Annotated in this window: 8 protein-coding genes; 5 read left to right on the top strand and 3 right to left on the bottom strand. The window is 71.1% G+C overall.

The window, feature by feature from the left end:
- Nucleotides 1-273: 273 nt before the first annotated feature.
- Complete coding sequence (locus tag AC068B_RS02685; RefSeq protein WP_468562126.1) at nt 274-930, bottom strand: SanA/YdcF family protein; 657 nt, start codon at nt 928-930, stop codon at nt 274-276.
- A 357-nt stretch (nt 931-1,287) separates the two neighbouring features.
- Between AC068B_RS02685 and AC068B_RS02680 the strand changes: the two genes are divergently transcribed.
- The 5 genes from AC068B_RS02680 (at nt 1,288) to AC068B_RS02660 (ending at nt 8,568) form a co-directional block, all read left to right on the top strand.
- The gene (locus AC068B_RS02680) at nt 1,288-2,220 is read left to right on the top strand and encodes a sirohydrochlorin chelatase (RefSeq protein ID WP_478668526.1); all 933 of its coding nucleotides are present in this window, start codon (nt 1,288-1,290) and stop codon (nt 2,218-2,220) included.
- Nucleotides 2,221-2,281: 61 nt separating this feature from the next.
- On the top strand, nt 2,282-3,592 hold the full coding sequence (locus AC068B_RS02675) for a deoxyguanosinetriphosphate triphosphohydrolase (protein WP_478668525.1): 1,311 nt from the start codon (nt 2,282-2,284) through the stop codon (nt 3,590-3,592).
- Nucleotides 3,593-3,828: 236 nt separating this feature from the next.
- Nucleotides 3,829-5,091: an NAD(P)/FAD-dependent oxidoreductase gene (locus tag AC068B_RS02670; RefSeq protein ID WP_478668523.1), complete on the top strand. Its 1,263-nt coding sequence runs from the start codon at nt 3,829-3,831 to the stop codon at nt 5,089-5,091.
- A 43-nt stretch (nt 5,092-5,134) separates the two neighbouring features.
- Nucleotides 5,135-7,033 carry a DNA primase gene (gene dnaG / locus AC068B_RS02665; RefSeq protein WP_478668522.1) on the top strand — a complete coding sequence of 633 codons (1,899 nt, stop codon included), beginning with the start codon at nt 5,135-5,137 and terminating at the stop codon, nt 7,031-7,033.
- Nucleotides 7,034-7,242: 209 nt separating this feature from the next.
- Nucleotides 7,243-8,568, top strand: coding sequence for an RNA polymerase sigma factor (locus AC068B_RS02660; RefSeq protein WP_478668521.1), 1,326 nt, complete (start codon nt 7,243-7,245; stop codon nt 8,566-8,568).
- A 25-nt stretch (nt 8,569-8,593) separates the two neighbouring features.
- Here AC068B_RS02660 and AC068B_RS02655 read toward each other — a convergent pair whose 3' ends face one another.
- Both AC068B_RS02655 and AC068B_RS02650 read right to left on the bottom strand, forming a co-directional pair.
- The gene (locus tag AC068B_RS02655; protein ID WP_478668519.1) at nt 8,594-10,516 is read right to left on the bottom strand and encodes an ABC transporter ATP-binding protein; all 1,923 of its coding nucleotides are present in this window, start codon (nt 10,514-10,516) and stop codon (nt 8,594-8,596) included.
- Nucleotides 10,516-12,249, bottom strand: coding sequence for an ABC transporter ATP-binding protein (locus AC068B_RS02650; protein WP_478668518.1), 1,734 nt, complete (start codon nt 12,247-12,249; stop codon nt 10,516-10,518). Before AC068B_RS02650 ends, AC068B_RS02655 begins: the two co-directional genes overlap by 1 nt.
- Between the last annotated feature and the right edge of the window lie 100 nt (nt 12,250-12,349).

Below are 12,349 nucleotides of genomic sequence, written 5' to 3'. Positions count from 1 at the left end.
GCGCGCAGTACGGACAGTGGGTCGCCGTCACCCCGACCGGAGCAGCCGTGGACGTGGCCGCGGCCGCGGCCGAAGGGGTCGCCGGTGGCACCGGTGTCGCCGATGTCGCTGTGGAGTGCATACCGTCCAGCGTCCGCCGCGGTTGTTACGCGCCCGGGCGTGATCACGTTACGCACGCGGTAATCCGACCTCAGCGACCGCCGAACCCCGCTGTGAGGGCCGCGCGACTCACAGCCGTGTGACTCACAGCCGCGCGACTCACAGCCGTGTGACTCAGGGCCGCGAGGCCAGTGCCCGTTCCACGCCCGGCTCCCGCGGACCCAGGAAGTGCGGGTCCGGCCGGAACGTCGCGTCGAGTGCCGCCTTGCCCGCCGCAAGGACCTCGCGTGCGCCGCCGTAGTACCAGGTCGTGTCGTGCACCGCGTCCACCGCGACCCCGTACGACGACACGCCCGCCGCGTCGCACAGCGCGACCGCCCTGCGTATGTGGAAGCCCTGGCTGATCAGCACCGCCCGGTCCACGCCGAATATCTTCTTGGCGCGGACGCAGGAGTCCCATGTGTCAAACCCGGCGTAGTCACTCACGATCCGCCGGTCCGGCACGCCGTGCTTCTTCAGATAGGCGCGCATGGCATCCGGCTCGTCGTACTCCTCGCGGCTGTTGTCACCCGTCACCAGCACGACCTTTATGCGGCCCGTGCGGTACAACTCCGCTGCCGCGTCGAGCCGGTGCGCCAGATACGGTGACGGCTCGCCCTGCCAGAGCCCGGCGCCGAAGACCACCGCGACCCGGGTGCGCGGCGCCTCGGCGACCGTCCCGATCTTGTCGTCCGTCGACACGAACAGCCAGGTCGCGGGCAGCAGCGCGAGCACGCACAGCACCATCACGGCCTGCACGGTCCGCCGCTGCTCCTTCCGCGTGCGCGGCATCCTCAGCCACGCCGGTCCCCGAAGCCACGCAGGCGTCGACGCCTGCCACCGCAACCGCGACCGGAACCGCTCCCGAGCCGCCCCTCGCGCCCCGTCCCCACGTCTCTTCATCGGCGATCCGCCCCCGTGCCCCGCCGGATCTCCCCCGATCCGATCATTGCCTCAACGGTAAGCCGCCCCGCCGACCGCGTCAGCGACCCGTGCCCCCGAAACACCCCCGAGACCGCCCCCCACCCCACCCCGAACCCCACCCCGCCCCCACCCCTGACAGCGCCCCGCCACCCGCCGTGAGCCCGGCGCAAACAGTCGTCACTGCCGCGCAACGCCCCCGCAACACGTCCCGGCCATCCTCGGTTCATGACGCCGTCGAACCCTCTTCGCGACGAGTCCGGCAGCACTCACCTCGACAGTACGGCGCAGATCATGGACCGCATTTCCAGCCAGCTCGGCACCCAGCTCAGCCTCGTCGCGCCCGACGGCAGACGCCGTCCCGCGCCCCGATCGAACCCCGGCCCGGCCCCCCGCCCCACCCTCGTCCTGGTCGCCCACGGCAGCCGCGACCCCCGCGCCCTCGCCACCGTCACGGCCCTCGCCGAGCGGATCCGCGAACAGCGGCCCGGGCTCGCCGTCCGGCTCGGGCACATCGAGCTGAACGAGCCGCTGCTCACCGACACCCTCGACGAGCTCGCCACACACACCCGCACCCGCACCCAAGCCGTCCTCGTCCCCCTCCTCCTGAGCCGGGGCCAGCACGTCAAGGGCGACATCCCCGCGGCCGCCGCCCGCTTCCCCGCCCTCGAAACCCGCGTCGCCGCACCGCTCGGCCCCCACCCGCTGCTCGCCGAGGCACTGCACGCCCAGCTCGTCCAGGCGGGCTGGCCCGCACGGCCGCCCGGCGCGAGCGCCCGGCGCAGGCATGCGGTGGTCCTCGCCGCCGCGGGCTCCCGCGACCCGGAGTCGGCCGCCGACACGGAGACCGCGGCCGGGCTGCTCGCCGAACGCCTGGGCGTCCCCGTTGTGCCCGCCTACGCCGCGCCCACGGCCGCCTGCCCCCGCACCGTGCCGGAAGCCGTCGCGATGCTGGCCGCGGAAGGGCGGACGCACACCGCCGTCGCCTCCTACTTCACCGCGCCCGGCCGCTTCGCCACGCAGAGCGCGGCCGCCGCCCCCTGGATCGCCGCGGCCCCCCTCGGCCCCCACGCGGCACTCGCCCACCTCGTCCTGCACCGCTACGACCAGGCACGCACCGCCCCGGCAGCAGCCCGCCGACGCAGCCTCAGCAGCGTCTGACGGAGGCCGAATCCATGAGGCCAGATCCCTGTTTGTCAGTGCTTGCGTCTACTGTCGGTGCATGGAAGGCACAGCACCGAACGCGCGATACGAGGCGTACAGCGCCTATGACGAGGCAGCCGCGGAGCGGTGGGCGGCCGAGCCCGACAAGAGGCCGGGGCGCACGGCCTTCCAGCGCGACCGCGCGCGCGTCCTGCACTCCGCGGCCCTGCGCCGCCTCGCGGGAAAGACCCAGGTCGTCACGCCGGGCACCAGGAGCCAGGCCTGGGACGCCAGCGCCCGCACCCGTCTGACGCACTCTCTGGAGTGTGCCCAGGTGGGCCGGGAGCTCGGTGCCGCGCTGGGCTGCGACCCCGATCTGGTGGAGACGGCCTGCCTCTCCCACGACCTCGGCCACCCCCCGTTCGGGCACAACGGCGAGCAGGCGCTGAACGAAGTGGCGCGGGACTGCGGCGGCTTCGAGGGCAACGCCCAGTCGCTCAGGCTCCTCACCCGCATCGAGCCGAAGCGCTTCATCCGCTCCGAGTCCACCGACGAACTCGTCAGCGTGGGACTCAACCTCACGCGTGCCGCCCTGGACGCCGCCACCAAGTACCCCTGGCCGCTCGGCGCCCACCCCACCGGCCCGGCATCCACCAAGTTCGGTGTCTACGAAGACGACCGCCCCGTCTTCGACTGGGTCCGCAAAGAGGCCCCTGGGCAGCGCACCTGCTTCGAGGCGCAGGTCATGGACTGGTCCGACGACGTGGCGTACTCGGTCCACGACTTCGAGGACGGCCTGCACGCCGGTCACATCGATCCGAACGCGCTGCACGCCGAGCCCGAGCGCCAGGACGTCTACGCCGTGGCGCTGGGCCGCTATGTCCCCGAGGACACCGACCCCGAAGAGCTCGCCCAGGCCCTCGACCGCCTCCTGGACCAGGAGTGGTGGCCGCACGGGTACGACGGATCGGCCGTCGCCCAGGCCCGGTTGAAGGACGCCACCAGCCAGCTCATCGGCCGCTTCTGTCTGGCCGCGGAGACAGCCACCCGCGCGCGGTACGGCACGGGCCCCCTCACGCGGTACGCCGCCGAGCTCGTCGTCCCGCGCGCGGCGCGCCACGAATGCGCGGTGCTCAAGGCCGTGGCCGATCGCTATGTGATGCAGCGCCCCGCTCAGGAGCGGCTCCGCGCGGATCAGCGCATCGTCGTCGCCGAGCTCGCCGAGGCGCTGACCACCCGCGCCCCCGACGGACTCGACCCGCAGTTCCGCGCGCTGTACGACGCGGCGCCCGACGACCGCGCCGCGCAGCGCGTCGTCATCGACCAGATCGCGTCCCTCACGGACGCCGCGGCCCGCGCCCTGCACACCCGGCTGACGGCGAGGCCCTGACCCGAGGTCCCTGACAAATCGAGAGCAAGTGACCATGGAAAGGCCGTGGCAGGGCCGTGGAGTGACCATGGAGTGACCACGGGGCGTGACGTGATGTGGCCAGTTGGGGGCAGGCCCCCTTCCCCCATCACGCTGCGTGCGGGACGCTCCCAGTGGCGGCAAGCCCAGTTGGCAAGTGTGGCAAGAACGTGTTCTTCCGGGGCACACCCCCGGTACCCCGGGCAAGGAGGCATCAAGTGGTCGACGCGGATCAGACGTTCGTCATTGTCGGAGGAGGGCTGGCCGGCGCCAAGGCGGCCGAGATGCTCCGCTCCGAAGGATTCACCGGCCGGGTGATCCTCATCGGCGACGAGCGGGACCACCCCTACGAGCGCCCGCCCCTGTCCAAGGGATACCTCCTGGGCAAGGAGGACCGCGACAGCGTCTTCGTCCACGAGCCGGGGTGGTACGCGCAGGCCGACGTCGAGCTGCACCTGGGCCAGACCGTCGTCGCCATCGACCGCAAGACGAAGGCCGTGCGCCTGGGCGACGGCGCCGTCATCCGCTACGACAAGCTCCTGCTCGTCACCGGCGCCGAGCCCCGCCGCCTGGAGGTCCCCGGCACCGACCTGGCCGGCGTCCACCACCTGCGCCGCCTCGCGCACGCCGACCGCCTCCGGCACGTCCTGTCCGCCCTCGGCAGGGACAACGGGCACCTGGTGATCGCGGGCGCGGGCTGGATCGGCCTGGAGATCGCGGCGGCCGCCAGGGAGTACGGCGCGGAGGTCACCGTCGTCGAGTCCGAGCAGACCCCGCTGCACGCCGTCCTCGGCCCCGAGATCGGCCAGATGTTCGCCGACCTGCACGCCGAGCACGGCGTCCGCTTCCACTTCGGCGCGCGGCTCACCGAGATCACCGGCCAGGACGGCATGGTCCTCGCCGCCCGCACGGACGACGGCGAGGAGCACCCGGCGCACGACGTCCTCGCGGCCATCGGCGCGGCCCCCCGCACGGCCCTCGCCGAGTCCGCGGGCCTCGACCTGGTCGACCGTGCCGACGGCGGCGGCATCGCCGTCGACGCGTCGCTGCGCACCTCCGACCCCGACATCTACGCGGCGGGTGACGTGGCCGCAGTCCACCACGCGCTCTTTGACACGCGCCTGCGCGTCGAGCACTGGGCCAACGCCCTCAACGGAGGCCCCGCCGCCGCCCGCGCGATGCTCGGCAAGGACGTCACCTACGACCGCGTGCCCTACTTCTTCTCCGACCAGTACGACGTCGGCCTGGAGTACTCGGGCTGGGCGCCCCCGGGCTCGTACGACCAAGTGGTGGTGCGCGGCGACGCGGGCAAGCGGGAGTTCATCGCCTTCTGGCTGCGCGACGGGCAGGTCCTCGCGGGGATGAACGTGAATGTGTGGGACGTCACTGACCCCATCCAGCAGCTGATCCGGCAGGGCACACGGCCCGACCCGGACGCCCTCGCGGACCCGTCGACCCCCCTGGCGTCGCTCCTGGCGTGACCGGCCGGGCGGGAGTGTCACAGGGGAGCCGTAGTATTCCTACGTGGCAGGAAGGATCAATGACGAAGACGTGAAGGCGGTTCGGGACGCGGTCCCGATCGACGCCGTGGTCTCCGACTACCTCCAGCTGCGCAACGCGGGGGGCGGAAACCTCAAGGGCCTGTGCCCCTTCCACGACGAGAAGTCCCCGTCCTTCCAGGTCAGCCCGAGCAAGGGTCTCTTCCACTGCTTCGGCTGCCAGGAAGGCGGCGACACGATCGCCTTCGTGATGAAGATCGACCACCTCACGTTCTCGGAGACGGTCGAGCGCCTCGCCGCCCAGGCAGGCATCACGCTGCGCTACGAAGAGGGTGGGTACAACCCCGCGCACCAGCGCGGCGAGCGGATCCGCCTGGTCGAGGCCCACAAGATCGCCGCGCAGTTCTACGTGGACCAGCTGGAGAGCCCCGAGGCCGAGATCGGCCGGAAGTTCCTCGCCGAGCGCGGCTTCGACCAGGCGGCGGCCGCGCACTTCGGCGTGGGCTACAGCCCGGCGGGCTGGGACCACCTCACCCGCTATCTGCGCGGCAAGGGCTTCACCGACAAGGAGCTCACCCTCTCCGGCATCTCCCAGGAGGGCCGCCGCGGCCCCATCGACCGCTTCCGGGGCCGCCTCATGTGGCCGATCCGCGACATCGGCGGCGACGTGGTCGGCTTCGGCGCCCGCAAGCTCCGCGACGACGACAACGGCCCGAAGTACCTGAACACGCCCGAGACGGCGATCTACAAGAAGTCCCAGGTCCTTTACGGCATCGACCTCGCCAAGAAGGACATCGCCAAGTCCAGCCGCGCCGTCGTCGTCGAGGGCTACACGGACGTGATGGCCTGCCACCTCGCGGGCATCACCACCGCCATCGCGACCTGCGGCACGGCCTTCGGCGGCGACCACATCAAGATCCTCCGCCGCCTCCTGATGGACAACGGCTCGGCCCGGGTGATCTTCACCTTCGACGGCGACGCGGCGGGCCAGAAGGCCGCCCTGCGCGCCTTCGAGGACGACCAGAAGTTCGCCGCGGAGACGTACATCGCGATCGCCCCCGACGGCATGGACCCCTGCGACCTGCGCCTCGCCAAGGGCGACGCCGCAGTCGCCGACCTGGTCGAACCGCGCACGCCGCTCTTCGAGTTCGCGCTCCGCCAGATCGTCGCCAGGTACGACCTGGAGACCCCCGCGGGCCGCGCGTCCGCCCTGGACGAGGCCGCCCCCGTGGTGGCCCGCATCAAGAACACCGGCGCACAGCACGAGGTCGCCGTGCAGCTCGCGGGCATGCTCGGCATCCTCGACACGCAGTTCGTCGTCAAGCGCGTCGCCCAGCTGGCCCGCTGGGCCCGCGACCGCGGCGGCCGCGGCCCCGCCCCCGCGGCCCAGCGCTCCTCCCCGGCGTACGAGAGCGCGCCGCAGGGCTTCAGCGGCCCCGCGCTCAACCTGCGCAGCCCCGCCCACCGCACCGAGCGCGAACTGATCAAGCTGGCCCTGCAGTACCCGCAGTTGGTCTCCCCGGCCTTCGACGCGTACGGCCTGGACGAGTTCACCGCCCCGCCCTACGCCGCGGTGCGCCGCGCCATCGAGGAGGCGGGCGGCGCGGAGTACGGCGCACAGGACCCGCAGGAGTACCTCGTACGCGTCCGCGACGCCGCGCCCGACGACGCGGTCCGCTCGATGGTCACCGAGCTCGCGGTAGAGGCGATCCTGCGCAAGACCGTCGACGAGATGTACGCGGGCATCCAGCTGGTGCAGGTCCGGCTGCGCGCCGTCGACCGGCGCATCCGTGACGTCCAGGGCAGCCTCGCCCGGCTCGGCGCGGGCGGCGACCCACAGCATCTGACCGCCGTGCAGAACGAGTTGTGGGTCCTGCAGCAGTACGGCCAGGCACTGCGCGAGCGGGGCGCGGACGCGCTCTGAGCCGACCTTCCGCGCCTGCGGGGGACTCCCTTCGGGCACGCGGGGGACTTCCCTCCGGGCACGCGAGGAGGCTCCCTCCGGACAGCGTGCGGGATTCGTCCCGGAGGCCGGGGTTACCCGACGGGTAACCACGCGGTTACGGACCGGACTCAAAAAGTCACCGCACGCCCCTCGTGGCGGCCGTGTGTCGTGCCCCACACTGGGTTCCGGTGCCTGAGTCCTCGGAGCGCGGCCGACCCGCCGACAGCGGGTCCGACACCCCCGCGGTTCCACAATTCGTGATCGGGACGGACAGCGGCGAGGCCGTCGTCCCTCTCCCGTTGCCGCACGCCTCAGATGCGATCACCCTGGAGGTCGCCCCCGTGCAGACCCAGACCCTCACTCAGACCGACACCGCCCCGCGCGCGGATGCGGATACGGACGTCCTGGAGTCGGTCCCGCCACAGAGCCGAGCCACCCGGCACCCCGAGGCCTCGGCAGCGCAGGAAACGGCCCGGGAAACCGCACAGACCCCCGAGACACCCGCCTCACAGGACGACACCCCCGAGGCGCCGGACGCCCCCGAGGCCCTCGCGCCCGAGATCCTCGATCTCCCCGCGCCCCGCAGCCGCGCCGACACCGGCGGCCCCTCGTCCGACCTGTTCCGCCAGTACCTGCGCGAAATAGGGCGTATCCCGCTGCTCACCGCGGCCGAGGAGGTGGAGCTCGCCCGTGCCGTAGAGGCAGGCCTCTTCGCGGAGGAGAAGCTGAGCAACACCCCCGACCTGGACTCCCAACTCGCCCTGGACCTCGACAAGCTGGTCGTCCTGGGCCGGATGGCCAAGCGCCGCCTCATCGAGGCCAACCTCCGCCTGGTCGTCTCCGTCGCCAAGCGGTACGTGGGCCGCGGGCTCACCATGCTCGACCTCGTCCAGGAGGGCAACCTCGGCCTGATCAGGGCGGTCGAGAAGTTCGACTACGCCCGTGGCTACAAGTTCTCGACGTACGCGACCTGGTGGATCCGCCAGGCCATGTCCCGCGCCCTCGCGGACCAGGCCCGCACGATCCGCGTGCCCGTGCACGTCGTGGAGCTCATCAACCGCGTCGTACGCGTCCAGCGCCGCATGCTCCAGGAGCGCGGGTACGAGCCCACGCCCGAAGAGGTGGCCGCCCACCTGGACCTCCCGCACGAGCGCGTCAGCGAAGTCCTGCGCCTGGCCCAGGAGCCCGTCTCGCTGCACGCCCCCGTCGGCGAGGAGGACGACGTCGCGCTCGGCGACCTCATCGAGGACGGCGACGCCACCAGTCCCGTGGAATCGGCGGCGTTCCTGCTGCTCCGCGAGCACCTGGAAGCCGTCCTCTCGACGCTCGGCGAACGCGAACGCAAAGTCGTCCAGCTGCGCTACGGCCTCGCGGACGGCAGGCCCCGCACCCTGGAGGAGATAGGCCGGATCTTCGGCGTGACGCGCGAACGCATCCGCCAGATCGAGTCCAAGACCCTCAACAAGCTGCGGGACCACGCCTTCGCGGACCAGCTCAGGGGCTACCTGGACTGAGGCAGCCCCCGAACCGGCAGCGTCGCTAGTCCACCTCGGCCACGGCCTGCGCGAACTGAGCCGCGTACAACCGCGCGTACGCACCGTCCGCGGCCAGCAGCGCGTCGTGCGTGCCCTGCTCCACGATCGACCCGTTCTCCATCACCAGGATGGTGTCCGCATCCCGGATCGTGGAGAGCCGGTGCGCGATGACGAACGACGTACGCCCGTGCGCGAGGCGTGCCATCGCCTTCTGGATGAGCACCTCAGTCCGGGTGTCGACGGAGCTCGTCGCCTCGTCGAGCACCAGGATCACCGGGTCGGAGAGGAACGCCCGCGCGATGGTGATGAGCTGCTTCTCGCCCGCGCTCACACCCGTGCCGTCGTCGTCGATCACCGTGTCGTAGCCGTCGGGGAGCGTGCGCACGAAGCGGTCGGCGTGGGCGGCGCGCGCCGCCTCCTCGATCTCCTCGCGCGTGACGTCCTTCGGCGCGCCGTACGCGATGTTCTCCGCGATGGTGCCGCCGAACAGCCAGGTGTCCTGGAGCACCATGCCGATCCCGGACCGCAGTTCGTCGCGCGACATCGCCGCGATGTCGACCCCGTCCAGGGCGATCCGCCCGCCCGTCACTTCGTAGAAGCGCATCAGCAGGTTCACCAGCGTCGTCTTGCCCGCGCCCGTGGGTCCCACGATGGCGACCGTGTGCCCCGGCTCGACGTCCAGCGACAGGTCCTCGATGAGCGGCTTGTCCTTGTCGTAGCGGAAGGAGACGTGCTCCATCGCGACGTGCCCGCGCGACTTCTCGGGCCGCTCGCCGGGCACCGGGTCGGCCTCCTGCTCCTCCGCGTCGAGGACCTCGAAGATCCGCTCGGCGGACGCGACGCCCGACTGCACCAGGTTCGCCATCGAGGCGACCTGCGTCAGCGGCATCGAGAACTGCCGCGAGTACTGGATGAACGCCTGCACGTCACCGATCGACAGCGACCCCGAGGCGACCCGCAGACCGCCCACCACGGCCACCAGGACGTAGTTCAGGTTCGAGATGAAGAACATCAGCGGCTGCATGACACCGCTGTTGAACTGCGCCTTGAACGAGGCCTCGTACAGCTGCTCGTTCTGCTCGGCGAACGCCTTCGCCGACTCCTCCTGCCGCCCGAAGACCTTCACCAGGGTGTGCCCGGTGTACATCTCCTCCACATGGGCGTTGAGCGCGCCGGTGGTCTTCCACTGCTGCACGAACTGCGGCTGCGACCGCTTGCCGACCTTCGTCGCCACGAAGAACGACAGCGGCACCGTCACCAGCGCCACCAGCGCGAGCAGCGGCGACACCCAGAACATCATCACCAGGACGCCGATGATGGTCAGCAGCGAGTTGATGAGCTGGCCCATCGTCTGCTGCAGCGTCTGGTTGATGTTGTCGAGGTCGTTCGTGGCGCGGCTCAGCACCTCACCGCGCTGCCGCTTGTCGAAGTACGACAGCGGGAGCCGCGACAGCTTCGCCTGTACGTCGCCACGCATCCGGAAGACGGTCTTGTTGATGGCGCGGTTCGAAAGCCGCGTCGCCACCGCCATCAGCAGGCCCGCCACCAGGAACGTGCCGAGCGCGAGCAGCAGGACCTCGCCCACCGCGTCGAAGTCGATGCCCTTGCCGGGCGTGAAGTCGACGCCGGAGAGCATGTCGGCCATGCCGCCGTGGCCCTTGGCGCGCAGGCCGTCGAGGGCCTGTTCCTTCGTCGTCCCCTCGGGCATGTCACGGCCGACGATGCCCGCGAAGAGCAGGTCGGTCGCGCGGCCGAGGATCTTGGGGCCGAGCACGGAGAGGGCGACGCTCAGGACTCCGGCCACGAGCATCGCGTACATCGTGGCGCGCTCGGGTCTGAACTGCGTGAGCAGCCGCTTGCCCGAGCCTTTGAAGTTCATGGACCGGGAGTCGGGGCCCATCATCGGTCCACCGATGCCAGGGGGCATTACGCGGCCTCCGCTTCCGTCAGCTGGGAGAGCACGATCTCCCGGTAGGTCTCATTGCTCTCCATCAGCTCGTGATGGCGGCCGGTGCCCACGACGCGGCCCTCGTCGAGGACCACGATGCGGTCGGCGTCCCGGATGGTCGACACGCGCTGGGCGACGATGACGACGGTCGCCTCGGCGGTCTCCTGGCCGAGCGCGGAGCGCAGCGCGGCGTCGGTGGCGTAGTCGAGCGCGGAGAACGAGTCGTCGAAGAGGTAGATCTCCGGGCGCTGCACGAGCGTGCGGGCGATGGACAGGCGCTGGCGCTGACCGCCGGAGACGTTCGTGCCGCCCTGCGAGATGGGCGCGTCGAGCCCCTCGTCGAGGCCCGTGACGAACTCCTTGGCCTGGGCGACCTCCAGCGCGTGCCAGAGCTCCTCGTCGGTGGCGTCCGGGTTGCCGTAGCGCAGGTTGGTCGCGACGGTGCCTGCGAACAGGTACGGCTTCTGCGGGACGAGGCTCACGGTCTTCGCGAGCAGCGCGGGGTCGATGGTGCCCACGTCCACCCCGCCGACCAGGACCTCTCCCTCCGTCGCGTCGATCAGTCGCGGTACGAGGCTCAGCAGCGTCGACTTGCCGCTGCCGGTCGACCCGATCACGGCGGTCGTCTCGCCGGGCCTGGCGACCAGGTGGACGGACTTGAGGACGGGCTCCTCGGCACCGGGGTAGCGGAAGCCGGTGTCCCGGATCTCCAGGTGGCCGTGGCTGCGCAGCCGGTGCACCGGGGCGGCCGGGGGCACCACGCTGCTCTCGGTGTCCAGGACCTCCTCGATGCGCTCGGCACAGACCTCCGCGCGCGGCACCATCATGAACATGAAGGTGGCCATCATCACGGACATCACGATCTGCATCAGATAGGCGAGGAACGCGGTGAGCGCGCCGATCTGCATGCCGCCGCTGTCGATGCGGTGCGCGCCGAACCACACGACCGCGATCGAGGAGACGTTCACGACGGTCATGACGATCGGGAACATCAGCGCGAGCAGCTTGCCGGTGCCGAGCGAGACCTCGGTCAGGTCGGCGTTGGCCTTCCGGAAGCGCTCCTTCTCGTAGTCGTCCCGGACGAAGGCGCGGATGACGCGGTTGCCGGTGATCTGCTCGCGCAGCACGCGGTTCACGGTGTCGAGCCGCACCTGCATGGTGCGGAACAGGGGCCGCAGCCGCCGCACGATGAGGCTGACGCTGATGCCGAGGACGGGCACGACGGCGACCAGGACCGCGGAGAGCGGCACGTCCTGGCCGAGCGCCATCACGATGCCGCCGATGCACATGATCGGCGCGGACACCATCAGCGTGAACGACATCAGGACCAGCATCTGCACCTGCTGGACGTCGTTGGTCGTCCGCGTGATCAGGGACGGAGCGCCGAACTGGCCCACTTCGCGCGCCGAGAACGACTGCACCCGGTCGAAGACGGCGGCCCGCACGTCACGGCCGAGGGCGGCCGCGGTCCGCGCGCCGTAGAAGACGGCGCCGATGTTGCAGACCATCTGCACGATGGTGACGGCGATCATGATGCCGCCGAAGCTGAGGATGTAGCCCGTGTCGCCGTCGACGACACCGTTGTCAATGATGTCGGCGTTCAGGCTGGGCAGGTAGAGCGCGGCGCAGGTCTGCAGGAACTGCAGCAGCACCAGCAGGGCGATGGGCTTCTGGTACGGACGCAGATACGTCCGCAGGAGTCGTATGAGCACGCTCGGTCTCTCGAGGAGTCGGGTCTCGGGGCGCGGATCTCGGGTCGCGGGTGTCGGCAGGGTGGATGGGCGGGCAAGGCCGCCCCCATCCTCCGACACC

This window comes from Streptomyces sp. NPDC042371, assembly GCF_056437465.1.
Note: the sequence above shows the minus strand (reverse complement) of the source record. Positions and strands in the feature narration are given on the sequence as shown.

Excerpts from the sequence above, each read along its gene's own strand:
- AC068B_RS02685 (WP_468562126.1), bottom strand. The coding sequence starts at position 930 with ATGCCGCGCACGCGGAAGGAGCAGCGGCGGACCGTGCAGGCCGTGATG.
- AC068B_RS02680 (WP_478668526.1), top strand. The coding sequence starts at position 1,288 with ATGACGCCGTCGAACCCTCTTCGCGACGAGTCCGGCAGCACTCACCTC.
- AC068B_RS02675 (WP_478668525.1), top strand. The coding sequence starts at position 2,282 with ATGGAAGGCACAGCACCGAACGCGCGATACGAGGCGTACAGCGCCTAT.
- AC068B_RS02655 (WP_478668519.1), bottom strand. The coding sequence starts at position 10,516 with ATGCCCCCTGGCATCGGTGGACCGATGATGGGCCCCGACTCCCGGTCC.